General features: G+C 34.7%; 27 protein-coding genes. 7 read left to right on the top strand and 20 right to left on the bottom strand.

The window, feature by feature from the left end; all coding sequences use genetic code 11:
• Positions 1-87: 87 nt before the first annotated feature.
• The 18 genes from rpsN to rpsL form a co-directional block, all read right to left on the bottom strand.
• Positions 88-357, bottom strand: coding sequence for a 30S ribosomal protein S14 (gene rpsN / locus FLP_RS17775; protein WP_007803655.1), 270 nt, complete (start codon positions 355-357; stop codon positions 88-90).
• A gap of 3 nt (positions 358-360) precedes the next feature.
• Complete coding sequence (gene rplE, locus FLP_RS17770) at positions 361-912, bottom strand: 50S ribosomal protein L5 (RefSeq protein ID WP_007803652.1); 552 nt, start codon at positions 910-912, stop codon at positions 361-363.
• A gap of 2 nt (positions 913-914) precedes the next feature.
• Positions 915-1,229 (bottom strand): 50S ribosomal protein L24, encoded by a 315-nt coding sequence (gene rplX / locus FLP_RS17765; RefSeq protein ID WP_007803650.1) that lies wholly within the window; start codon positions 1,227-1,229, stop codon positions 915-917.
• Between the two features lie 11 nt (positions 1,230-1,240).
• A complete protein-coding gene (rplN, locus tag FLP_RS17760) occupies positions 1,241-1,609 on the bottom strand; it encodes a 50S ribosomal protein L14 (protein ID WP_007803649.1) in 369 nt (122 codons plus the stop codon).
• Positions 1,610-1,611: 2 nt separating this feature from the next.
• Positions 1,612-1,872, bottom strand: a complete 261-nt coding sequence (rpsQ, locus tag FLP_RS17755) for a 30S ribosomal protein S17 (RefSeq protein WP_007803646.1) — start codon at positions 1,870-1,872, stop codon at positions 1,612-1,614.
• Between the two features lie 17 nt (positions 1,873-1,889).
• Entirely contained in the window at positions 1,890-2,081 is a 192-nt protein-coding gene (gene rpmC, locus FLP_RS17750) for a 50S ribosomal protein L29 (RefSeq protein WP_007803639.1), read from the bottom strand.
• A 13-nt stretch (positions 2,082-2,094) separates the two neighbouring features.
• Positions 2,095-2,520 carry a 50S ribosomal protein L16 gene (rplP, locus tag FLP_RS17745; RefSeq protein WP_007803637.1) on the bottom strand — a complete coding sequence of 142 codons (426 nt, stop codon included), beginning with the start codon at positions 2,518-2,520 and terminating at the stop codon, positions 2,095-2,097.
• Positions 2,521-2,539: 19 nt separating this feature from the next.
• Entirely contained in the window at positions 2,540-3,301 is a 762-nt protein-coding gene (gene rpsC, locus FLP_RS17740; protein WP_007803635.1) for a 30S ribosomal protein S3, read from the bottom strand.
• A 5-nt stretch (positions 3,302-3,306) separates the two neighbouring features.
• On the bottom strand, positions 3,307-3,720 hold the full coding sequence (gene rplV / locus FLP_RS17735) for a 50S ribosomal protein L22 (protein ID WP_007803631.1): 414 nt from the start codon (positions 3,718-3,720) through the stop codon (positions 3,307-3,309).
• A gap of 6 nt (positions 3,721-3,726) precedes the next feature.
• Positions 3,727-4,005, bottom strand: coding sequence for a 30S ribosomal protein S19 (gene rpsS, locus FLP_RS17730; RefSeq protein WP_012022488.1), 279 nt, complete (start codon positions 4,003-4,005; stop codon positions 3,727-3,729).
• 6 nt (positions 4,006-4,011) lie between these two features.
• The gene (rplB, locus tag FLP_RS17725; protein WP_007803623.1) at positions 4,012-4,836 is read right to left on the bottom strand and encodes a 50S ribosomal protein L2; all 825 of its coding nucleotides are present in this window, start codon (positions 4,834-4,836) and stop codon (positions 4,012-4,014) included.
• Between the two features lie 9 nt (positions 4,837-4,845).
• The gene (gene rplW, locus FLP_RS17720) at positions 4,846-5,136 is read right to left on the bottom strand and encodes a 50S ribosomal protein L23 (RefSeq protein WP_065450856.1); all 291 of its coding nucleotides are present in this window, start codon (positions 5,134-5,136) and stop codon (positions 4,846-4,848) included.
• 7 nt (positions 5,137-5,143) lie between these two features.
• The gene (rplD, locus tag FLP_RS17715; protein ID WP_065450855.1) at positions 5,144-5,773 is read right to left on the bottom strand and encodes a 50S ribosomal protein L4; all 630 of its coding nucleotides are present in this window, start codon (positions 5,771-5,773) and stop codon (positions 5,144-5,146) included.
• Positions 5,773-6,390: a 50S ribosomal protein L3 gene (rplC, locus tag FLP_RS17710; RefSeq protein WP_007803612.1), complete on the bottom strand. Its 618-nt coding sequence runs from the start codon at positions 6,388-6,390 to the stop codon at positions 5,773-5,775. Before rplC ends, rplD begins: the two co-directional genes overlap by 1 nt.
• A 403-nt stretch (positions 6,391-6,793) precedes the next feature.
• Positions 6,794-7,099, bottom strand: a complete 306-nt coding sequence (gene rpsJ / locus FLP_RS17705) for a 30S ribosomal protein S10 (RefSeq protein WP_007803605.1) — start codon at positions 7,097-7,099, stop codon at positions 6,794-6,796.
• Between the two features lie 11 nt (positions 7,100-7,110).
• The gene (gene fusA, locus FLP_RS17700) at positions 7,111-9,267 is read right to left on the bottom strand and encodes an elongation factor G (protein ID WP_065450854.1); all 2,157 of its coding nucleotides are present in this window, start codon (positions 9,265-9,267) and stop codon (positions 7,111-7,113) included.
• 10 nt (positions 9,268-9,277) lie between these two features.
• Positions 9,278-9,754, bottom strand: coding sequence for a 30S ribosomal protein S7 (gene rpsG / locus FLP_RS17695; protein WP_007803600.1), 477 nt, complete (start codon positions 9,752-9,754; stop codon positions 9,278-9,280).
• A 113-nt stretch (positions 9,755-9,867) separates the two neighbouring features.
• Positions 9,868-10,251, bottom strand: coding sequence for a 30S ribosomal protein S12 (rpsL, locus tag FLP_RS17690; protein WP_007136570.1), 384 nt, complete (start codon positions 10,249-10,251; stop codon positions 9,868-9,870).
• A gap of 722 nt (positions 10,252-10,973) precedes the next feature.
• Between rpsL and FLP_RS17685 the strand changes: the two genes are divergently transcribed.
• The 7 genes from FLP_RS17685 (at position 10,974) to FLP_RS17655 (ending at position 23,655) form a co-directional block, all read left to right on the top strand.
• Positions 10,974-12,134: a BamA/TamA family outer membrane protein gene (locus FLP_RS17685; RefSeq protein ID WP_342341556.1), complete on the top strand. Its 1,161-nt coding sequence runs from the start codon at positions 10,974-10,976 to the stop codon at positions 12,132-12,134.
• Positions 12,135-12,221: 87 nt separating this feature from the next.
• The gene (locus FLP_RS17680) at positions 12,222-15,437 is read left to right on the top strand and encodes a SusC/RagA family TonB-linked outer membrane protein (protein ID WP_065450852.1); all 3,216 of its coding nucleotides are present in this window, start codon (positions 12,222-12,224) and stop codon (positions 15,435-15,437) included.
• 10 nt (positions 15,438-15,447) lie between these two features.
• Positions 15,448-16,953 carry a SusD/RagB family nutrient-binding outer membrane lipoprotein gene (locus tag FLP_RS17675; RefSeq protein WP_065450851.1) on the top strand — a complete coding sequence of 502 codons (1,506 nt, stop codon included), beginning with the start codon at positions 15,448-15,450 and terminating at the stop codon, positions 16,951-16,953.
• Between the two features lie 310 nt (positions 16,954-17,263).
• The gene (locus tag FLP_RS17670) at positions 17,264-20,425 is read left to right on the top strand and encodes a SusC/RagA family TonB-linked outer membrane protein (protein WP_065450850.1); all 3,162 of its coding nucleotides are present in this window, start codon (positions 17,264-17,266) and stop codon (positions 20,423-20,425) included.
• A 17-nt stretch (positions 20,426-20,442) separates the two neighbouring features.
• Entirely contained in the window at positions 20,443-21,900 is a 1,458-nt protein-coding gene (locus FLP_RS17665; RefSeq protein WP_065450849.1) for a SusD/RagB family nutrient-binding outer membrane lipoprotein, read from the top strand.
• Between the two features lie 175 nt (positions 21,901-22,075).
• Complete coding sequence (gene rlmB, locus FLP_RS17660) at positions 22,076-22,810, top strand: 23S rRNA (guanosine(2251)-2'-O)-methyltransferase RlmB (protein ID WP_065450848.1); 735 nt, start codon at positions 22,076-22,078, stop codon at positions 22,808-22,810.
• 44 nt (positions 22,811-22,854) lie between these two features.
• Positions 22,855-23,655 (top strand): DUF2490 domain-containing protein, encoded by an 801-nt coding sequence (locus tag FLP_RS17655; protein ID WP_065450847.1) that lies wholly within the window; start codon positions 22,855-22,857, stop codon positions 23,653-23,655.
• Between the two features lie 2 nt (positions 23,656-23,657).
• Here the strand turns inward: FLP_RS17655 and FLP_RS17650 are convergent, their stop codons facing one another.
• Complete coding sequence (locus tag FLP_RS17650; protein WP_065450846.1) at positions 23,658-24,164, bottom strand: hypothetical protein; 507 nt, start codon at positions 24,162-24,164, stop codon at positions 23,658-23,660.
• A 57-nt stretch (positions 24,165-24,221) separates the two neighbouring features.
• Entirely contained in the window at positions 24,222-24,992 is a 771-nt protein-coding gene (locus tag FLP_RS17645; protein ID WP_065450845.1) for a rhomboid family intramembrane serine protease, read from the bottom strand.
• Positions 24,993-25,090: the final 98 nt, after the last annotated feature.

Here is a 25,090-nt window from a genome sequence, read left to right as displayed (position 1 = left end):
TATGGTTTTCGGGAGGCACTCGCCTCCCGAACCTTTAATCAATTAAAATTATTTTTTGGTTTGCAAAAGTACTAACTTATTGCGAGATTACCAAGACGCTTTTTTAACTCCAGGAATTAACCCATTATTAGCCATCTCACGGAAAGTTACACGTGAAATACCGAATTGACGGATATAACCTCTTGGTCTACCTGTTAATTTGCAACGATTGTGCAAACGAACTGGTGAAGCATTTTTAGGTAATTTTTGTAAACCTTCAAAATCTCCAGCTTCTTTCAAAGCTTTTCTTTTCTCAGCATACTTTGCTACCGTTTTTTCTCTCTTAACCTCACGGGCTTTCATTGATTCTTTAGCCATGTCTTAATTCTTTTTAAAAGGTAATCCTAATTCAGCCAATAATGACTTTGCTTCCTTGTCTGTTTTTGCAGTAGTAACAAATGTAATATCCATTCCTGAAATTTTGTTTACTTTGTCAATATCAATTTCAGGGAAAATGATTTGCTCTAAAACTCCAAGATTGTAGTTACCTCTTCCGTCGAAACCAGTAGCTTTGATACCACTAAAATCTCTAACACGTGGTAAAGCAGAAGTAACAAGTCTATCTAAAAACTCATACATTCTTTCACCACGTAAAGTAACTTTTGCTCCAATAGGCATCCCTTTTCTCAATTTGAATGACGCAACGTCTTTCTTTGAAATTGTAGATACTGCTTTTTGTCCAGTGATCTTTGTCAACTCATCAACTGCATAGTCAATAAGTTTTTTATCAGATACAGCTGCACCAACTCCACGGCTCAAAACGATTTTTTCAAGTTTTGGAACTTGCATCACGTTTGTATATCCGAATTCCTCTTTAAGAGCAGAGATTACTCTACTCTTATATTCTTCTTTTAGTCTAGGTGTATATGCCATTACTATAGTACTTGATTAGATTTTTTTGAAAATCTTACTTTCTTATCTCCTTCTACTCTAATACCAACTCTAGTTGTTTCCTTAGTTTTAGGATCAATTAGTGAAATGTTAGATATTTGTATAGAAGCTTCTTTCTTAACGATACCACCTTGAGGGTTTTTAGCACTTGGTTTTGTATGTTTCGAAACCATGTTTACACCTTCAACTATCGCTTTATTTTTCTCACGGTAAACACGTAAAACTTTACCTTCAGCACCTTTATGGTCTCCAGCAATAACTCTTACGATATCTCCTGATTTTATTTTTAGCTTTATCATCTTAAAACGAATTAAAGCACTTCTGGTGCTAATGATACAATTTTCATGAATTGTTTTTCACGAAGTTCTCTTGCTACCGGACCAAAAACACGAGTTCCTCTCATTTCCCCTGCAGCGTTCAAAAGAACACATGCATTATCATCGAAACGGATATAAGAACCATCAGCTCTTCTCACTTCTTTTTTGGTACGTACAACAACTGCAGTTGAAACAGCTCCTTTTTTAACGTTACCGTTAGGAGTTGCATCTTTAATAGATACTACAATCTTGTCACCAACAGAGGCATACCTTCTTTTGGTACCTCCTAAAACACGGATAGTTAAAACTTCTTTTGCTCCCGTGTTATCTGCTACTTTTAGTCTTGATTCTTGTTGTACCATAATTATTTAGCTCTTTCTAAGATTTCAACTAATCTCCAACATTTTGTTTTACTTAAAGGACGCGTTTCGCTAATTCTTACAGTATCTCCAATGTTACAGTCGTTTGTTTCGTCGTGTGCAACGTATTTCTTTGTTTTCAACACGAACTTACCGTATAATGGGTGTTTTACTTTTCTTACTTCAGCAATAACAATAGACTTATCCATTTTATTTGAAGTAACAACACCTATTCTTTCTTTTCTTAAATTTCTTTTTTCTTCCATCTTTCAGCAGAATACAATTATTGTAACTCTCTTTTAGTTAACTCTGTAGCCAATCTTGCAACTGTTCTTCTTACACTTCTAATTTGAAGTGGGTTCTCAATTGGAGAAATAGCGTGAGCCATTTTTAGGTCAGCATATATTTTCTTAGTTTGACTAAGTTTTTCTTGCAACTCCGCTGCAGAAAGATCTTTTATTTCTGATTGTTTCATAATATAAATTTAATTATGCTTCGAAATCTCTAGCAACGACGAATTTAGTTTTTACTGGAAGCTTTTGAGCTGCAAGACGTAAAGCCTCTTTTGCAACTGATAAAGGAACTCCTCCAACTTCAAACATAATTCTTCCGGGTTTAACAACGGCAGCCCAATATTCAACGGCACCTTTACCTTTACCCATACGTACCTCAAGAGGCTTCTTAGTAATTGGTTTGTCTGGAAATATTTTGATCCATAATTGTCCTTCTCTCTTCATGAAACGAGTTGCAGCAATACGCGCAGCTTCGATTTGACGAGAAGTTAAGAACATTCCATCTTCATGTACAGATTTAATACCAAACATTCCATTAGAAAGTTCATGCCCTCTTTGAGAGTTACCTTTCATTTTACCCTTCTGTACCTTACGGTATTTTGTTCTTTTAGGCTGTAACATTTTTCTTTAGTTTAAAAATTTACTTTCTTTTACGAGCGTCTGGTTTACCACCTTTATTAAAAGGTTTTCTGTCTCCTCTAGGAGAATCTCCACCTTTACCACCACCAGTTCCAGATTGTTTTTTATCCATTCCTGCAAGCGGAGAAAGATCTCTCTTTCCATAAACTTCACCTTTCATGATCCATACTTTGATACCCATTCTACCGTAAGTAGTGTGAGCTTCAGCCAAAGCATAATCAATGTCAGCTCTGAAAGTTGATAGAGGAATTCTACCTTCTTTGAAACCTTCTGAACGTGCCATCTCAGCACCATTCAAACGACCAGAAATCAAAACTTTGATACCTTCAGCGTTCATACGCATAGAAGCAGCAATAGCCATTTTGATTGCACGTCTGTAAGAAATACGGCTTTCGATTTGACGAGCGATGCTTGTCGCCACAAGATAAGCATCTAATTCAGGTCTTTTGATTTCAAAGATGTTGATTTGAACCTCTTTGTCAGTAACTTTCTTAAGTTCTTCTTTTAACTTGTCTACCTCTTGTCCGCCTTTTCCGATAATGATACCAGGTCTGGCAGTAGTGATAGTAACGGTTACAAGTTTCAAAGTTCTCTCGATGATTACTTTTGATACACTAGCTTTTGATAAACGAGCGTGGATATACTTTCTGATTTTATGATCTTCGGCAAGTTTATCACCGTAATCATTTCCACCATACCAGTTTGAGTCCCACCCTCTGATGATACCAAGTCTATTTCCAATTGGATTTGTCTTTTGTCCCATGCTGCTTAAGAATTGCTTTGTGTGTTATTGATAGCTCCAAGCACGATTGTTACGTGATTAGAACGTTTTCTTATTCTGTGTGCACGACCTTGTGGAGCTGGACGAAGTCTTTTCAACATCATTCCACCATCTACTCTGATCTCTTTAACAAATAACCCAGCTTCTTCTAAATTACCTTCGCTATTTTTTTGCTCCCAGTTGTTGATTGCAGATAATAATAGTTTCTCTAATTTTCTTGAAGCTTCTTTAGAACTAAATCTTAAGATGTTAAGTGCTCTTTCTACCTTCTGACCTCTTACCAAGTCCGCTACTAAGCGCATTTTTCTAGGTGAAGTAGGGCAGTTATTCAATTTTGCGAAAGCAATAGACTTATTAGCCTCTTTTCTCGCATCTGCTGTTTCTCTTTTACGAACTCCCATTGCTTCTTATTTTTTACCTTTATTTTTTGCTCCAGCATGACCTCTAAAAGATCTAGTTGGTGAAAATTCTCCTAATTTGTGACCTACCATGTTTTCTGTTACGTAAACTGGTACAAATTGACGACCGTTATGAACTGCGATAGTTTGTCCAACGAAATCTGGAGTAATCATAGAAGCTCTAGACCAAGTCTTTACTACACTATTTTTACCACTTTCTACGTTTTCCTGAACTTTCTTGTCTAACTTATAATGAACGAAAGGTCCTTTTTTTAATGAACGTGCCATATCTTATTATTTCTTTCTACGTTCTACGATATACTTGTTACTCGGGTTTTTCTTAGAACGAGTTCTATAACCTTTTGCTGGTATTCCATTTCTTGAACGTGGATGTCCACCAGAAGAACGTCCTTCTCCACCACCCATTGGGTGATCAACAGGGTTCATTGCAACAGGTCTTGTTCTAGGTCTTCTTCCTAACCATCTTGTTCTACCTGCTTTACCAGATACAACTAATTGGTGGTCTGAATTAGAAACAGCTCCAATTGTAGCCGAACAAGTTAACAAGATCAATCTTGTTTCACCAGATGGCATTTTAATTGTAGCATATTTTCCATCTCTTGCCATTAATTGAGCAAATGTACCAGCTGAACGAGCAATTACTGCTCCTTGACCTGGACGTAACTCAATACAAGAGATTACAGTTCCTAAAGGAATTCTGCTTAAAGGCAATGTATTACCAATTTCAGGTTGAGATTCTGGACCAGAAACTAATTTCTGACCAACTTTCAATCCGTTTTGAGCAATTACATAAGTTTTCTCTCCATCAGCATAAGCTAATAAAGCGATAAATGCAGTACGATTTGGATCGTATTCGATTGATTTCACTGTAGCCGGAATTCCGTCTTTAGTTCTTTTGAAATCAATAATACGATATCTCTGCTTGTGACCACCACCCGTATAACGCATGGTCATCTTTCCTTGACTATTTCTACCTCCAGAGTTTTTTATCGGCGCTATCAAAGAGCGTTCCGGCTTATCAGTTGTAATGGCGTCATAACCATTCACAACTCTAAATCGCTGACCTGGGGTAATAGGTTTTAATTTTCTTACTGACATTTTTCTATCTTAGATATTGTTGTAAAAATCAATTGTTTCTCCTTCTTGTACTTGAACAATCGCTTTTTTATATGCATTTGTCTTTCCACTGATCAAACCACTTTTAGTGTATTTTGTGCTTCTATCCGGTCTTACGTTCATCGTGTTAACTGAAACGATAGTTACTCCATAAGCAGCTTCAACAGCTTTCTTAATTTGAACTTTGTTTGCTTTTTTGTCAACAACGAATCCGAAGCGGTTTAAAACTTCACTTTCTTTGGTTACTTTTTCTGTTACTATAGGTCTAATTATGATACTCATATTCCTATTATTTGCTTAAATTTTCTTCGATTAACTCCAAAGAACCTTCTAAAAGCACTAAATTGTTAGTGTTTAAAATAGCGTAAGTGCTTAATTCTGAGCTAGTTACGACATTAGAAGCCTTTAAATTGCGTGACGACAAATATACATTTTTATTTGACTCTCCCAACACAAATAGAGATTTTTTATTTTCTAACCCTAAAGCTTTCAAAACGTTAATGAAATTTTTAGTGTTTGGCGCTTCAAAATTAAAGTCTTCAAGAACGATAATATTCGACTCTTTTGCTTTGATTGAGAAAGCTGATTTTCTCGCCAATCTTTTCAAGCTTTTATTCAATTTGAATGAATAACTTCTTGGTCTTGGTCCAAAAATTGTTCCACCACCTTTAAACAATGGATTTTTGATACTTCCCGCACGAGCTGTACCAGTTCCTTTTTGTTTTTTAATCTTACGTGTACTTCCTGTCACTTCAGCTCTTTCTTTAGCTTTGTGAGTCCCTTGTCTTTGATTAGCAAGATATTGCTTTACATCAAGGTATACAGCGTGATTGTTTGGTTCAATTGCGAATACTGAATCAGAAAGTTGAACTTTTCTTCCAGTATCTTTTCCGTTGAAATCTAATACTTTTACTTCCATTACTTCTGAATGATTACATAAGAGTTTTTATGTCCAGGAACACATCCTTTAATAACAAGTAGGTTCTTTTCAGCAACCACTTTTAAAACTCTAAGGTTTTGAACTTTTACATTGTCTCCTCCCATTCTTCCAGCCATACGCATTCCTTTGAATACTCTAGATGGATAAGAAGAAGCTCCCACAGAACCTGGCGCTCTTAAACGGTTGTGTTGACCGTGAGTTGCTTGTCCAACACCACCAAATCCGTGACGTTTAACAACCCCTTGAAAACCTTTACCTTTAGATACACCTTGTACATCTACAAATTCTCCTTCAGCAAAAATAGAAACATCAATAAGATCTCCTAATTTTTGTTCAGTTGCAAAATCTTGAAATTCAACGACTTTTTTCTTAGCAACAGTTCCAGCTTTTTTAAAGTGACCTAAAGCCGCTTTAGTGGAATGTTTCTCGTTTTTGTCATCGAAACCAAGTTGCAACGCTTCGTACCCGTCAACACCTTTGGTTCTGACTTGGGTAACAACACACGGCCCAGCCTCGATTACTGTACAAGGAATGTTTTTCCCGTTTTCGTCGAAAATACTAGTCATGCCGATTTTTTTACCAATTAACCCAGACATAAATATTAATTATTAATTACTAAAATTCCCTTCAATTTAAAAATAACAGAAATTTCCAAACAGGGAGTGCAAAAGTATACATTAAAATTGAATATACCAAACAGTTAGAAAAATTAAATGTCTCATAATCAAAATCAAAGCTTCGATTCCTTCCCATTCAATATTTTATTCGTCAAGAAAATCAAATTTTAATATTTTAACAAACTGCTTTATTTACCTTAACAATTACATAATCTCGACAAGAAAAAACACTCGCAACAGCCTAAACAAAAGACATTTCAGTAAAAACAAAGAAATAAATCACAAAAATAAATACTTCAAAACAAACTAGTTTCAAAAATTTCAGCAACAAAAAAAGCGAGACATTTCTGACTCGCTTTTATATATAAAATATAATAAAAAATTATACTTTTATTTCTACTTCAACTCCACTTGGCAATTCAAGTTTCATTAATGCATCAATAGTTTTAGATGAAGATGAATAAATATCAATCAATCTCTTGTATGACATTACTTCAAATTGCTCTCTCGCTTTTTTGTTAACGTGCGGAGAACGTAACACAGTGAAAAGTTTTTTGTGAGTTGGCAACGGAATTGGACCTGTTACAACTGCTCCAGTAGTTTTTACTGTTTTTACGATCTTTTCAGCAGATTTATCTACCAACATGTGATCGTAAGATTTTAGTTTTATTCTGATTTTTTGACTCATTTTCTTAAGAATTAAGCGTTACCTTTTGCTTTTTTAATTACAGCTTCTGAAATATTAGAAGGTGTTTCTGCATAGTGAGAAAACTCCATTGTTGAAGTTGCTCTACCAGAAGATAATGTTCTTAATGTTGTTACATATCCAAACATTTCTGATAAAGGCACATCAGCCTTAATAGTTTTAGCACCGTTTCTATCACCCATGTCGTTAACCTGACCTCTACGACGGTTGATATCACCTACGATATCTCCCATGTTTTCTTCAGGAGTAATAACTTCCATTTTCATGATAGGCTCAAGAATAATAGCTCCAGCAGCTTTCGCCACTTCTCTATAACCCATTCTTGCCGCTAATTCAAAAGAAAGAGCATCAGAATCGACAGGGTGGAAGGATCCGTCTGTCAAAGTTACTTTCAAACTATCCACTTGATAACCAGCCAAAGGACCAGTTTTCATAGCTTCACGGAAACCTTTTTCTACAGATGGAATATATTCCTTAGGAACGTTACCACCTTTTACTGCATTAATAAACTGTAATCCTACAGGAACTTTACCATCAACTTCGTCAGCTGGCTCAAGTGTAAATACGATATCACCGAATTTACCACGACCTCCTGATTGTTTCTTGTAAGTTTCTCTATGCGTAGCAGTTCTTGTAAACGCTTCTTTATATTCAACTTGAGGCTCACCTTGGTTCACTTCAACTTTAAATTCACGTTTCATACGATCTACTAGGATATCTAAGTGAAGCTCACCCATACCAGAGATAATAGTTTGCCCTGAAGCCTCATCTGTTCTAACAGTAAATGTTGGATCTTCTTCAGCTAATTTAGCCAAAGCCATACCCATCTTATCAACGTCAGCTTTAGTTTTAGGCTCAATTGCAATACCAATTACCGGCGCAGGGAATTTCATAGACTCAAGAATAATTGGGTGTTTTTCATCACACAATGTATCTCCAGTTTTGATATCTTTAAATCCAACAGCAGCTCCAATATCTCCAGCCTCAATAAATTCGATTGGATTTTGTTTGTTAGCGTGCATTTGGTAGATACGAGAAATTCTTTCTTTATTTCCTGAACGTGTGTTCAAAACATAAGAACCAGCATCTAAACGACCAGAGTAAGCACGGAAGAAAGCTAAACGACCTACGAATGGGTCAGTAGCAATTTTAAATGCCAAAGCAGCGAACGGCTCTTTTACATCTGGCTTACGCAAGATTTTAGTTTGATCTTCTTCTAATAATTCAGCATCATCAGGATGAATCCCTTCGATACCTTCCTTATCCATAGGAGAAGGTAAATATTTACAAACTGCATCTAACATGAATTGAACTCCTTTGTTTTTGAAAGAAGAACCAGCGATCATAGGAATGATTGCCATATCCATAGTAGCAGCTCTTAAAGCCTTGTTGATTTCTTCCTCTGTAATAGAGTTTTCATCTTCCATGAATTTCTCTAAAAGATTTTCATCATAATCAGCAACCGCTTCAATAAGAATAGATCTGTATTCTTTAACCTCTGCAACCATATCCTCAGGAATAGGCACAATATCAAAAGTTGCCCCTTGAGTTGCATCATGCCAAATGATAGCTTGGTTTTTTACTAAATCTACAACACCTTTGAAATCATTTTCTTCACCAATTGGCAAAGTGATCGCAACAGCATTTGATTTTAGCATATCACGAACTTGTTGACAAACTGCCAAAAAGTTAGATCCTTGACGGTCCATTTTATTAACGAATCCCATACGAGGAACTCTGTATTGATCAGCAAGTCTCCAGTTAGTTTCTGATTGCGGCTCAACACCATCAACAGCACTAAACAAGAAAACTAATCCATCAAGTACACGTAAAGAACGGTTTACCTCTACAGTAAAGTCAACGTGCCCAGGAGTATCAATAATATTAAAGTGATATGGCAAAGATTCAGGCAAAATTTTACCTTGCTCAGTTGGAAAATTCCACTCACAAGTTGTTGCAGCTGAAGTAATTGTAATACCTCTTTCTTGCTCTTGAGCCATCCAGTCCATTGTTGCAGCACCATCGTGTACTTCACCAATTTTATGTGACTTTCCAGTATAAAAAAGAATACGCTCAGTTGTTGTTGTTTTACCAGCATCAATGTGAGCAGCAATTCCGATATTTCTTGTATATTTTAAATCTCTAGCCATTTCTTACGAATTAAAATCTAAAGTGAGAGAAAGCTTTATTAGCCTCTGCCATCTTGTGAGTATCCATTCTTTTCTTAACCGCAGCACCTTCTTCTTTAGCAGCAGCTAAACATTCTGACGCTAAACGTTGTGCCATAGATTTTTCATTTCTTCTTCTAGAATAAAGTATTAACCACTTCATTGCCATAGAAATTTTTCTGTCTGGTCTAATTTGCATTGGAATTTGAAATGTAGCTCCACCAACTCTACGACTACGTACTTCTACGTGAGGCATAACGTTTGTTAAAGCATCTTTCCAAATTTCTAATGAAGATTTTTCTGAATCTTGCTTTTTAGACTCAATGATGTCAATTGCATCATAAAATACTTTGAAAGCTGTAGATTTCTTACCATCCCACATTAAGTTGTTCACAAAACGTGTTACCAATTGGTCGTTAAACCTTGGATCTGGTAAAAGTGGTCTTTTCTTTGCCGCTCTTTTTCTCATGTCTTTTTTTTAATAAAAAGTTATAGGTTATCCGTTAAATGTTATGTTATAGACTTCAACATTTGTTTCAATCTAACCCTCAACTCCTAACCTCCAACTCTTAACGTTTTAAATTACTTTTTTGCTTCTTTTGGGCGTTTAGCACCGTACTTAGATCTTCTTTGCGTTCTTCCTGCAACTCCTGACGTGTCAAGCGCTCCACGAACGATATGATATCTAACACCTGGTAAATCTTTTACCCTTCCACCTCTAACTAATACTATCGAGTGCTCTTGTAAATTGTGTCCTTCTCCAGGGATGTAAGCATTCACCTCATTACCATTTGTCAAACGTACACGCGCAACTTTACGCATTGCAGAGTTTGGTTTTTTTGGTGTAGTAGTGTAAACACGCGTACAAACCCCTCTTCTTTGAGGACAAGAATCTAAAGCAACCGATTTACTCTTCTTAGTTATCTGAGTTCTTCCTGTTCTTACTAATTGTTGAATTGTTGGCATAATTAATACTAAAAATTTATTATGTATATTAAATTCCCGCTTTTTACGGGGTTGCAAATGTATAAAATATTTTTCACTATACAAACGTTAATCCATTAATTTTCAATAACATTATTTAACCTTAAACTTTTACAAACAAATAATAGATATTTGCAATACTTTTAAAAACCAAACCATTAGACTTGAAACATATCTTATACATAATTATTCTCTGCATCAGCTCATCGTGTTATAGTCAAAATTTTTATTTAAAAATAACCGGCTCAGGCAATACCGAAAACAAAATAATCGACTCACTTGACTACACAAAAAAACACCCCAATATTAAATCATTAAATAAAGAAACAACAATCATGTCTGAAAAGCTAACCAAAATTGGCTTTCTAGACCACAAAACACAGCAACTTGAACAGATAAACGACAGTACTTATACCTTAATAATTGACTTAAAAAAAAGAATTAAAGAGATACATATATATATAGGTATAAATAATCTTTTTTTTGAATTAGAAAAAAGACAAAAAGACACCATAATTATACCTTATCAAGAAGTTGAAAACTTTCTTAATCAAAAAATAGCTGATGCAGAAAAGAAGGGATTTGCACTCAGTAAAATAAAACTTGAAAATATCCGGAGAGAGAATTTAATAATTTATGCTGATTTAAATTTTAAATCCGAAAAAAAACGCACCGTTAATTCAATTATTCTAACCCAGATTAATTTGGAAGAAAAAAAATATTTTCCTAAAGGACATCTAAAACAATTAAACAAAAAATACCTCAATAAAACTTTCAATCAAGAAACCGTAAAAGAACTATATGACGATATCAGTAATTTCGAATTTGTAAACCAAACAAAATATCCCCAAATTTTATTCACAAATGATTCGACGAAAATATATACTTACATCGAAAAAAGAAAAGCTAATACTTTTGATGGCTATATTGGATTTTCAAATGATGAAAACAAAAAAACAACTATTAACGGCTACCTTGACATAACACTTATAAATACCCTCCACGCTGGCGAACAATTTTCTTTGTACTGGAAAAGCGATGGAAATCAGCAAAAAACTTTTAACACCAAATTAGAAATTCCTTACATCTTTCAATCGCCACTAGGAATAAAAGCACAATTGAACATTTTCAAACAGGATAGTACTTTTCAGAACACAAAAACAGCAATTGATCTGGGATACTACATCAATTATAATTCAAAAATATATCTTGGATATCAATCTACAGAATCAAGCGATATCCAAAACACCAATAACTCTACTATTAGCGACTACCAAAACTCCTATATCACATCAACTTTAGAATACAAAAAAACAGATTACATCAACAATTTATTCCCAAAAAAGGCATCACTTAACTTTATGATCGGATACGGAAAAAGAAATACCAATGACAATCCCGAAACAGCTAAATCAAGCCCACAATTTTCAACCAATTTTAATCTCTTCTACAATTTCGAATTAAACAAAAAGAACTTTATCTTCATTAACTCGCAAAATTCATACTTAAAGAGCAAAAACTACATTACGAATGAATTATTCCGATTTGGCGGAATAAACTCGATAAGAGGGTTTACCGAAAATAGCCTTCAAGGCAATTTAACTACCATGCTTCTAACAGAATACAGATATGTTGTATCAAGCAATTTATACATAAATTCAATTTTAGATTACGCGATTTATCAAGATTTAACAAATAGTCAAAATCCGGATAAAATAAAAAATTTAACAGGAATTGGAATAGGAACAAATATCCAAACTGCGAATGGCCTACTTCGGATTAATCTCACTAACGGCGGGACAAAGCTTCGAGAAATTCAATTATTTAACACTATCGTTAATATATGTTATAATGTTAAATTTTAACCTTTAAGAGAAATTCGTTAACACAACGTTAGGATTATTAACTAATTATTATGAATATTGCATCACTAATTCAAAATAATTGAGAAAATGAAGCCAAAGTTCAATGGATTTTTAGTGCTATTATTAGTGCTATTCGCGCAATTAACCTTCGCGCAAGAAAGAGCCGTTTCGGGAACTGTTACCGATGATGCAGGTATGCCACTACCAGGCGTAAGTGTATTAGTTAAGGGAACAAAAACCGGAACGCAAACCGATTTTGATGGTAAATATTCCATCAAAGCAACAACAAGTCAAGTTTTAGTATTCAGCTACATTGGAATGAAATCGCAGGAAATAACAGCGAGTTCATCACAAGTAAATACTAAGTTATCCGGAGACGCCCAACAACTTGAAGGCGTTGTAGTAACAACAGCAATGGGTATTAAAAGAGAAAAAAAATCTCTTGGATATGCCTCTCAACAAATTTCAGGTGCAGATGTTAACGGCGGAGCAGGAAATGCAAACGTCGCTAACCTTTTATCTGGTAAAGCTGCGGGTGTGGAAGTTCAGAGAAACAACAACTTTGGAGGATCTACAAACGTTGTAATTAGAGGAAACAAATCCCTTACAGGAAACAATCAGGCCCTTTGGGTAATAGACGGGGTGCCAATTGACAACTCAAACTCAAACGCTTCTTCCCAACAAGTAGGTGGCGGAGGTTACGATTACGGTAATAACGCATCTGATATCAACCAAGAAGATATCGAAAGCATCAACATTCTTAAAGGAGCTGCTGCAACAGCACTTTACGGATCTAGAGCTGCAAATGGTGTTGTGATGGTAACAACAAAAAAAGGAAAGTCAAACGATAATAAAATTGGATTTTCGTTCTCAAGCGGATTTACAAACGGAAGTATTGATAAATCAACTTTTCCTACATACCAAAACAGATACGGATCAGGATATGGATTTGGATCATCATTCTTAGGAACCGGAACACCAGATACCGTAGACACATCAAACGATGCCTCTGATGGGGATGCATTCAACAATCAGCCGGTATATCAATGGGATGCTTTTACACCATTTTCGCCAAATTATGGAAAAGCAACACCTTGGGCAGCTGCAAAAAATGGCCCGGTAACTTTCTTTAAAGATGCTCAAACATTTGTTAACAGCATCTCGCTTGAAAAATCAACAGAAAGATCAAGCTTGTCTATGAGTTACGTTAACACAAATCAAACAGGTATTTTACCGAATAGTGAATTGAAAAAAAATCAAATAAGTGCAAGATTTAGCCAAAAAGTTACTGATAAACTTACCGCTAACGCTTATGCTTCGGTTACATTACAAAGCACAGTTGGTAGAAACTCTACTGGTTACAACGACAATATTATGAGTAACTTCAGACAATGGTGGCAAACCAACACTGATGTTCAAGCTCAAAAAGATGTTTACTTTGCTTCAGGAGGCCAAAACATAACCTGGAACTTTAGTGACCCTACTAGTCCAGAAGGTCTAGTGCCAGCATACTGGGACAACCCTTATTTTACACGTTATCAGAACTACTCATCTGATGACAGGACTCGTTTGTTTAGCTACGCCTCTTTAAACTATGAAATTACTCCTTGGTTAAGCGCATTAGGAAGAGCGTCTTTGGATACTTACAAACAACTTCAGGAAGAAAGAAGAGCAATTGGCTCTATAGCTTCAGGATTTGGTCTTTCTCCAGTTGATGAATCATCAGGATACCAAAGAAATGACATTAGCTTTCAAGAAATCAATTACGATTTTATGTTAAATTTCAATAAAAAATTCGGAGACAACATTAGCGTAAACGGAGTTATTGGAACTAACATAAGAAGAAATGACAGAGACAATGTACTATCATCAACAGTTGGTGGATTAGTAGTACCTGGAATCTATGCTTTATCAAACTCTAAATTAGATTTACCATTCCCTAAAGAAGCTAAAATATCTTCAGGTGTTAACGGTATTTATGCTCAGGGATCTATTGGATACCTAGACACTTATTTTGTAGATGCTTCTATCAGAAGAGACGTTTCATCTACACTACCAGACGATAACAATTCATACGTTTATCCTGCAATTTCAGGATCATTTTTATTCTCAAACGTAGTAAAAGCAAATTGGTTGAATTTAGGAAAATTCAGAGTTAACTATGCAGAAGTTGGTAATGATGCAGATGCATTACAACTTAACAATACTTACACAAGAGTTTCTAATTTTCAAGGACAACCTCTTTACACAAATTCATTATTACTTCCGTTTCGTAGTATTAATAAAAACCCAGAACTTAAACCAGAGAGAACAAAATCATTCGAAGTTGGTTTAGAAGCAAGCATGCTAGACAGACGTTTAGGCTTTGATATCACTTACTACAAAACAAACTCTGTTGATCAAATTGTATCTGCAGCAGTATCGTCTGCTTCAAGCTATACAAACGGACTTGTTAACGGTGGTAATATCGAAAACAAAGGCTTAGAACTTCAATTGAATGGTACTCCTATTAAAACAAAAGATTTTTCTTGGGAAATAATCATCAACTGGTCTAATAACAGAAGTAAAGTAATTTCATTACCAAACGGACTTGACAACCTTCAATTAGGATCTTTTCAAGGTGGTGTTACTGTAAATGCTGCTCCGGGAGAAGCTTATGGAGCCTTAAAAGGAACAGACTATGTTTACACAAACGGACAGCCAACAGTAGATCAAACTACAGGAAAATATTTGATCACTACTTCTTCAAGCAATACCATTGGAAATATCACTCCAGATTGGATTGGTGGTGTTAGAAATAAATTCACATACAAAAATTTAACTTTTGGATTCTTAATTGACACTCAAAAAGGTGGAGATATTTTCTCTCTAGACATGTACTACGGTCTTGCTTCAGGATTATACAAAGAAACTGCTATAGGTGACATGAGAGAAAATGGAGTTATACAACCGGGTGTTGCACCAGACGGATCAGTTAACACTGTAAGAACAGAAGGCGGAACGATCGAAAACACTATGGGTTATGGAGCCGCTCCAAACAAAGCCTTTATTTACGATGCTTCATTCGTAAAATTAAGAGAAGTATCTATTACATATAACTTCCCTAAAAAAATGTTCGAGAACACTTTCTTAAGCTCTGCATCAGCAAGCCTTGTAGGATCGAATTTATGGATAATCAGTAAAAATCTACCATACGCAGATCCAGAAAGCGGATTGTCTTCAGGAAATAGCTCTAGAGGTTATTCAGTTGGATCACTTCCAACAACCAGAGATATTGGATTTAACTTAACATTCAAATTTTAATACCAAAAAAATGAAAAAATTAATATATGCTTTAGGAATTATGATTCTCACAGTTTCTTGTGATGATAGTAGCCTAACAGACTTAAACGTAGATGTAAAAAACCCTTCCGTAGTACCTGCTAGCACTTTATTTACAAATGCAGAAAAAGGTCTTACTGAGCAATTGGTTAATACAAACGTAAATAAAAACATATTTAGATTAGTAAACCAGCAATGGACAGAAACTACTTATCTGGATGAATCTACCTACAACTGGGTAACTCGTAAAATTTCTGACAATCACTGGGACAGATTATACGCAGGACCACTAGCTGATTTATCGCAAGCAAAAGCTTTTTTAGAAAAAGATGTAATAGACCCTGTCGATCCTGAATTTGCTCAAAAAACAATCAGAAAGAAAAATCAATTAATACTAATTGATATCTTGATGGTTTATACTTATCAAATATTAGTAGACACTTTTGGAGACGTTCCTTATACAGAATCATTAAAAGGAGCAGGTAATTACTTACCTAAGTACGACAAAGCTCTTGACATCTACAAAGATTTAATTGTTCGTCTAAACAATGACATTGCTAACATAGACACTTCAGAGTCTGCATTTGAAGATGCTGAAGTTATCTACAAAGACGATTTAGATGCTTGGGTTAAATTTGCTAACAGTATTAAATTAAAATTAGGAGTAAACTTAAAAGCATCCGGACTAGAAGGTGCTATTGCTGACGCTACAATTATTTCCGCCGCAGCAGGAGGATTTACATCCAATGCTGACAATGCAAAATTACCTTATATGTCAAACCTTCCTAACACGAATCCACTGTATGTAGATATGGTATTTTCAGGAAGAAATGATTTTGTTGTTGCAAAACCATTTGTTGATGCATTAGTAACTTTAAACGACCCTAGAAAAGCGCAGTATTTTAGACCAACGTATAAAGATACAGATCCTGTTACAGACGAACTGATAACAGTTACTGGTTACAGAGGAGGAATAGTAGGAACAAAAAATTCTCAATCGAGATTTACACACGCAAGTGACAAAATTAAAGCCCCTGATTTCAGCGGTACTTTATTAGACTATGCCGAAGTAGAATTTTTATTAGCTGAAGCTTCAGCAAGAGGAGTTGCAGTAGGAGGATCTATTGCTTCGCATTATGAAGCTGCCATTAGAGCTTCTATGCAAGACTGGGGTGTTTCTTCAGCAGATGCAGATACTTATTTAAGTCAGCCAGCTGTCGCTTATGCTACAGCCGCAGGAACATGGCAACAAAAAATTGGAGAACAAGCTTGGTATGCTTTATTCAACAGAGGTTTTGAAGGATGGACATCTACAAGAAGACTAAATTTCCCGGTTTTAGCACTAGCTGCAAATGCAGATGCTGCAGCTGAAGGCCAAGTACCTTCAAGAATGGCATATCCTATTAGAGAGCAAACATTAAATGCTACAAATTACAATGCTGCATCAACTTCAATTGGAGGAGATAAATTAAGCACAAAAATATTCTGGGATAAGTAAATAGTAATCCTAACATAATTTAACAGAAAACCACCCTTCAAAAAGGGTGGTTTTTTTGTGTAAAAGTTATAAAAAAAAGAATAATAACCACTATTTTCTTAAATTTAACATTTTAAACAATCACATTATTTTTCATTATTATCATATTTGAAGCAAAAAAATACGAATTTACAATTTACACATGTTTTTTAACTATAAAAAAACAATATCTTATAGTAAAATCATAATTTAACTAAAAAAAAAGCTTTTTATATTAGGTAGATTAACAAATTATTAAGATTTTTGTCGAACTAATTCAAAATATTTAAAAATGAAACTAAAGTTCAATGGATTCTTAGTGCTATTGCTAGTACTAATTGCGCAACTTACTTTCGCGCAAGAAAGAGTTGTTTCTGGAACTGTTTCCGACAATACAGGAATGCCTTTACCAGGTGTTAGTGTATTAGTTAAAGGAACAAAAACAGCAACACAAACTGATTTTGATGGAAAATATTCTATCAAAGCAGCACCAAACCAAGTATTAATTTTCAGCTACATTGGGATGAGATCCCAGGAACTAACAGCAAGTTCATCTAGCGTTAATGCAAAACTAAACAATGATTCAGTAGAACTGGAAAGTGTTGTAGTAACTGCATTAGGTATTAAAAAGGAGAAAAAAGCATTAGGATATGCTACTCAAGAGGTTAAAGCGACAGAATTAACAAGAGGAAACAACAACAGCTTAGCTGGTGCTCTTCAAGGAAAATTGGCAGGGGTTCAAATTACTCCTTCTAGTGGTGCTCCTGGAGCTTCTTCTCAAATTGTAATTCGTGGAGCTCGTTCATTCACAGGAAACAATACTCCTTTGTATGTAATTGATGGTATGCCAGTAGCATCTCAAGCTGATTACAGCACTGGAAACAGTGTAACCGGATCAGATCTTGCTAACAGAGCAGTAGATATTGATCCAAACGATATTGAATCTATCAATATTCTTAAAGGACAAGCTGCATCTGCAATTTACGGACTTAGAGCTTCAAATGGTGTAGTAGTAATTACTACAAAAAGTGGTAGAGGAGCTTCTAAAAGCGGAAAACCTACAATAAGCTTCAATAGCTCAATTACTGCAGATGACATATCTAGAAAAATTAATTTTCAAGATGAATATGCACAAGGATCAGGTGGGATATACAATCCTACAAGTTCATTATCTTGGGGTTCTAAAATTTCTGAATTACCAAACAACCCAACATACGGGGGTAATGTTCCAAATGCTTTAAACGGAATGAATGCAGGAGCTCATCCTGGTCAATATTACGTACCACAAAGAGTTACAGCAGGTTTAGACCCATGGGTTTCTCCTAAGGTATATGACAATTTTGGTGATTTCTTTAAAACAGGAATAACAGTTAACAACTCTTTCAACATAACACAAGCTACTGACAAAAGTAATTATGCGTTTGCTTTAGGTTCTTCTAACCAGGATGGTTTTATTCCTGCAACTGGTTTGGATCGTTACAATGCAAAAGCAGCGTTTAGTACAAAATTAGGAGACGAGTGGAAAACTGGATTCGTTGGTAACTACATCAACACTAAAATCACAAAAGCTACAGGTGCAAATGATTCATCTGTTGCAGGTGCATTCGCAAGTCCAATAAGCTATGATTTAAAAGGAAATGGCTTCGCAAGTCCAACAGATCCTTACAAACAAGTTTACTACAGACCAACAGGATTTAACAATCCTTACTGGGCAGCTAAAAATAATATATTTGACGAGCAAACTGACCGTTTTTTCGGAAATACATATGTTGAATTCGCACCAACTATCTCAGCGAACGACCAACATAAATTAACTTTCCGTTACCAACTTGGTGCTGATACTTATACTACTAATTATAGAGATATCCAAGAATACGGAAATGCACAAACTACAGCAGGACATTTAGAAATCTACGGAATTTCATCTAGAACAGTAAATTCATTATTCACAGTTAATTATGAATATAAAATTTCAGACGACTTAAACTTAACAGCTTTGGTTGGTAATGAGATTAACGATAGATACAACAAATCGTACAGCATGACAGGAAATAACCTTAATTATGGTGGTTTTCCTAATTTATCAAATACACAACAAACAGTTGCTACAGATAACATTGCTAAAAACAGAACTTTCGGTTTATTTGGAAACGTGAATCTTGCATACAAAAACTTTATTTTCTTAGGTGGTACAGTAAGAAACGATATTGTATCTTCAATGCCAAGAGATAACCGTTCATTTGTATACCCATCAGTATCATTAGGTGTTGTATTAACTGAATTGGAAGGTTTAAAAGGAAACTCTACGCTATCTTTTGCTAAACTTAGAGCATCTTGGGCTGAAGTAGGTCAAGCAGGATCTTATTTAGATAATTACTACTCTGTACCTAACTACTCAGGTGGTTTCTGGGCAAACTCTCCGGTAAATTACCCACTTGGAGGTGTAAATTCATACATACCAAACAATGTACAGTATGATCCAAACTTAAAACCTCAAAATACAAGATCTTATGAATTAGGTGGTGAGGTAAGATTATTTAAAGATCGCGTAAGTATCGATTATACTTACTCTAGACAAAATGTAATTGATCAAATCTTCCAGGTACCATTAGCAGGTTCTACAGGAGCTGCAACTTTAGTAATGAATGGTGGAAAAATCCATACTAACAGTCATGAATTGATCGTAAGTGTTACACCAATTAGAACTAACGATTTCGAATGGACAGTATCTGCGAACTATACTCAAATTGATAACTTTGTAGACGAATTAAAAGAAGGTGTGCCAAATATTTTCTTAGGAGGATTTACAACTCCACAAATTAGAGCTAGTATTGGAGAACGTTTTCCTGTAATTTACGGACAGGCATTTGCAAGAGATGCTAATGGAAATATTCTAGTTGATGCTAATGGATTAGCTGTAGCTGGAGAAACCAAATCACTTGGAGAAGTAGCACCTAAATTCAACCTAGGAGGAACAACTACTTTCAGATACAAAAAAATAACTCTTGCAGCTACTTTTGACTGGAAAAACGGAGGTAAAATGTACAGCGGAACAAACTCATTATTAGACACTTACGGATTAAGTGCTAAAACAGGAAACCGTGACGAACTATTAGTTCAAGAAGGAGTAACAGCAGATGGACAGCCAAACACAAAAGCTGCTACTAAAGAAGCTACTTATAACAGATATTCAAATATTGCAGAAACTGCAGTATATGATGCTTCTTTCGTGAAACTTAGAGAATTATCTTTAGGATATACACTTCCTCAATTTTCTACAGGATTCGACATACGTGTTACTGCATTCGCAAGAAATATTTTATTATGGGCTAAAATGCCAAACTTAGATCCAGAATCATCTCAAGGAAACAATAATATGGCTGGAGGTTTTGAAAGATTATCTGTTCCACAAACAACAAGTATTGGATTTGGAATGAATCTAACAATTAATTAATATAATTCAAAAAAATCATGAAAAAATATAAAGTCATCTTACTTTTGGTGATTGCGTCACTTTCATTAAATTCTTGTTCAGAGGATAAAATGGACGAAATCAACAAAAACGTAAACGATCCATTAGATGTGCCAACTCGTTTTGCCATCACTGACGCTATGACAAGTACTGCATTCAGCAATACCGGTTCAGATCTATCTTTCTACACTGGTGTTTATGTAGAATTAAACGCAGGTGGTTTTGGTCAAATGTACAATGCAGAGACGAGAAATGGGGAACCTAAAAACCAGACTACTTTTAACAACTCTTGGAATAGCATATATCAAACAATGTACAACCTAAAGTTGATCATTAATAAATGTACAACTGGTCAAGAAAAAGGTAACACGGCAACATTAGGTGCTGCACAAGTTCTATACGCATATAATTTAGCTTTGCTAACAGATATGTTTGGAGACGTTCCTTTTACTGAGGCTTTTCAACCTGGAGTAATTTTTACACCTAAATTAGACCGTCAGGAAGACCTTTATAAAATTGTTTTCGCAACTTTGGAAGATGCGATTGTTAATTTAGGAAAAACATCAACTTATGCATCTTTAGGATCTCAGGATTTAATCTACGGAGGAGACAATGCTAAATGGATAAAAGCAGCTAATGGTTTATTAGCTCGTTATACTTTACGTCTTTCTTTTAAAAATCCTGATTATGCAAAAGTATTGACTTACGTAAGTAAATCTTTTACAAGCAAAGCTGAAGAATTTAAAATGAAAAATTCGAATATTCCAAATCCCTATTTCCAATTCGATAATGATAGAGGATATTTATTTGCAAGCAAAAGTTTACATGATAAATTACTTACAAAAACTGGTGACCCACGTACTACAGGTTATTTTGAACCAATAAGAAAATCAGCTGGAGCACCACTTACTTACGAGTTTTACATCAATGGTGTTAGTCTTCAAAGTCAAAACTATTCGTATTCAGCATTATTAGATGCAAGTAATCCGATATTTATGTTAAGCTACCACGAACTATTGTTCATTAAGGCAGAAGCAGAAGCAAGAAACTCAGCTGCTGTTACAAGCACAGCTAGTTTGACTGCTGCAGTAAATGCTGCTTTCAATAAAGATGAGGCAACTAATTTTTCAACCACAAATGCAACAACTTATGTTGCTGGATTGGGTATTGTAACTAATGCTGATTTATTAAAAGAAATTGCTGTACAAAAATACCTTTCTTTCTACGAAAACGAATCTGCTGAAGCATACAATGATTACAGACGTTTATTAGCTATGTACGGTTCTGCGGCTGCGCATCCAATTCAATTGGCAAACCCATTGAACGCAACTCAGTTCCCGCTTAGATTACCTTATGGTGATTCTGATGTATCTGCAAACAGCAATGTAAAAGCAGCATTTGGAGATGGAAACTACGTTTACACAGAAAAAGTTTGGTGGGCAGGAGGTACTAGATAATAGTATTTTTAAATCTAAAAACAACTTCAATAAAAGGGCACTTATCTTATGATGAGTGCCCTTTTTACTTTTAAGAATTTCAATAAAAACCCTTTGTCAAAATATAAAACATTACTTATGTCACTCTCTTTTCAGAGTGATTTTTTTTTGCAAACATTATCGCTATATTTGTCCCATGGAAAAAGAACATCAAATATTTGGAATTAGAGCCATTATAGAAGCAATTCAAGCAGGTAAAGAAGTCGATAAAGTATTTATACAAAAAGAGATTTCAGGAGAATTAATGAAAGATTTAATGAAAGTGATGAAACGCGCTAACATTAATTTCTCATACGTACCTGTAGAAAAATTAAATCGATTAACTCCAAACAATCACCAAGGAGCAGTGGCAACCATCTCTCCTATTGGTTTTATAGAACTGGAACATTTAGTTGAATCAACCATTGCATCCGGAACTAAACCTTTATTTTTAATATTAGACCAGATTTCTGATGCCCGTAACTTTGGGGCTATCATAAGAACAGCAGAATGCACTGGTGTAAACGGAATCATTGTACAAAAATCTGGTTCTGCCCCAGTAAATGGAGACACCGTTAAAACATCAGCAGGAGCTGTATTTAATGTGCCAATTTGCAAAGTTGAACATATCAAAGATGCTATTTTCTATCTTCAGGGATCAGGTATCAAAACCGTTGCCGCAACTGAAAAAACAGATCAAAATATATATGACGTTGCATTAAACGAACCAGTAGCTATTATCATGGGATCGGAAGAAAGAGGAATAAACCCTTCTGTACTTAAAATCGTTGATGAAAAAGCAAAATTACCAATGTTTGGATCAATAGGATCTCTAAACGTTTCTGTTGCCTGTGGCGCATTTTTATACGAGACTGTTCGCCAAAGGAGCTAAACAAAGTATTGAGGAATTAGGTTGACAAATAAATATAACAATTGATGTCTTTAAAACCTTCTCATAACATATTATCAAAAAAGACCGGTTTAATACTTGTAATTTTATTGATTACAAGTATTAATTACGGACAAACTACTACATACAATCAGTTTTGGAATGAAATTCAATTCAACAGAACGATCAATGAAAAATGGTCAACTGAATTAAATATTGGAGCCACCTATAGCAGTACAGAATCTTCTTCTAATATTTTCGAACAAAACACTCAGCGTTCTGTACGCGCATGGGGACATTATTACTTTTCTCCCCGTTGGAAATTCTCTTCATTTTTAGCTTACAATTACAACAAAGATGTTCCTGAAATAGGTCAGTTTAAATCTCCCGAAGTTAGGTTTGCTTTACAAAGTATTTACTATTTTCATAAAACAGGATATACTCTTAGTACCCGAATGAGAATGGAATTGAGGCATATGCGAAATGAAGATGGAGATTATGATAATGTTTTAAGATATCGACAACAAATAAAGTACATTCAACCCATAAACAGCAAAATTCTAAGACAAGGTGTCGTTTACGCAGTAGCTTCAGATGAATTATTCTTTAAATCAGGAACAAAAGTAACAGGACAAAGTTTCTTTGACAGAAACAGGCTAAATATTGGAGCTGGTTATTTATTTTCAGATGATATACAAGTCGAATTGATTTATGCAAATGAATACCTGCCCAGAAATGAAGAAACTCAAATTGTAAATGCTGCTTCACTTACACTAACGTTTAATAATCTTTTTAGAAATATCAAAAAAAAACTATCTCATAAAAGCGATTCTCCTAACGAAGAATAGAATTATTTATCTTCCTTTTTCAAAAAGCAGGTCAGCTGTTTTAAAATAGCATCTTTATGCAACTTAAAAGTGTAGTCTCGAACAAACTCAGTACCCTGCATATTTATTTTTGCTACCAATGCTTCAAATTTTGAAAAATCGTCAAGATCTTTGTCATCTATTAAATAAAGCACTTGCATAATCGAATCATTTTGCCTGTATTGTGTATCGTAGTGAGTTAACTTATATTCTTTTTTATTGGCCAAATGAATAATTAAATCATCTTTGATTTTCTTGCCATCATTTTTAGGAGGAAATGGCAATGGCTGCAAAGCAACAAAGTAATGTTCTTTATCTGTTACAATATTAATTTTTAATGACTTCGATTTGGTAACATAAAAATCAGATGGCTCAAAATAATATACCATTGTTCCATCGGCTAATACTTTATTTTTTACATCGCATTGTGCAAATACTTCAGAAGCAAGTAAGACTAATAAAAAAACTATTGTTAGGTTTAAATATTTCATAACCTCAAATTAAAATTAGAACACTAACAAAAATAGCGTTTTTAAATCAATCAAATATTAGTTATTATATTTATCGTCTGATTCTGTTCTGGTTACAGTATAATTAACCGAAACATCTGAATGATAATAAGTCGAAAATGATTCTGTTTCTTCTTCCGGTATCTCCGTATTTACAAAATTTCCGTTTTCATCAAAATGCTTCATAAACGCATCTTCTTCCGGATTGAAATCAGCTTTTTGCCATTCATAAACAACCGGTTTTGTATACTCGGGAGTTTTATAAAGCAAAGACATTACAAATCCGGTTATAAAACCAGCCAAATGTCCCTCCCAGGAAATTGTTTTATCAACGTCTGGGAAAACATACCAAATCATTCCTCCGTAGAGTAAAATTACTGATAATGAAAGTGCCACCAAACGATAATAACCAGTTTGAATTCCTTTAAAAAAAATAAAACTAACCAAAACATAAATCAGTCCACTTGCACCAATATGATAATTTTCGCGACCAATAACCCACGTAATTAAACCTGACAATACAATTCCGAAAGCAATAACAGACAAAGTTTGCTTAGGATAAAAAAATTGCATCGCCGCCAGTAATACTAATAACGGAATGGAGTTATTATATAAATGATCTAAATTTTCGTGAATAAAAGGACTGAACAAAATACCTTGTAAACCCGAAAAATCACGAGGATAAATACCATGTTGGTAAAAATCAAAATCAAACCGGATTTGCATCCAATAAACAATCCACAGAAAAAGAACAAAGAAAACAGGAAGGCCAATAACAGCATTCGAAAATTTAAAGTGGTTATCATTCATTGTTTTTGGAAATAAAGTTAAAGAGACAATATCAAAAAACTATCCAATTACAATTTACTGATAATTTGTCAGCTATGCTCCTTATACCCTTTGTTATG

The organism is Flavobacterium piscis (assembly GCF_001686925.1).
GTDB lineage: Bacteria > Bacteroidota > Bacteroidia > Flavobacteriales > Flavobacteriaceae > Flavobacterium > Flavobacterium piscis.
This window is presented reverse-complemented; position numbering and strand designations above follow the sequence as displayed.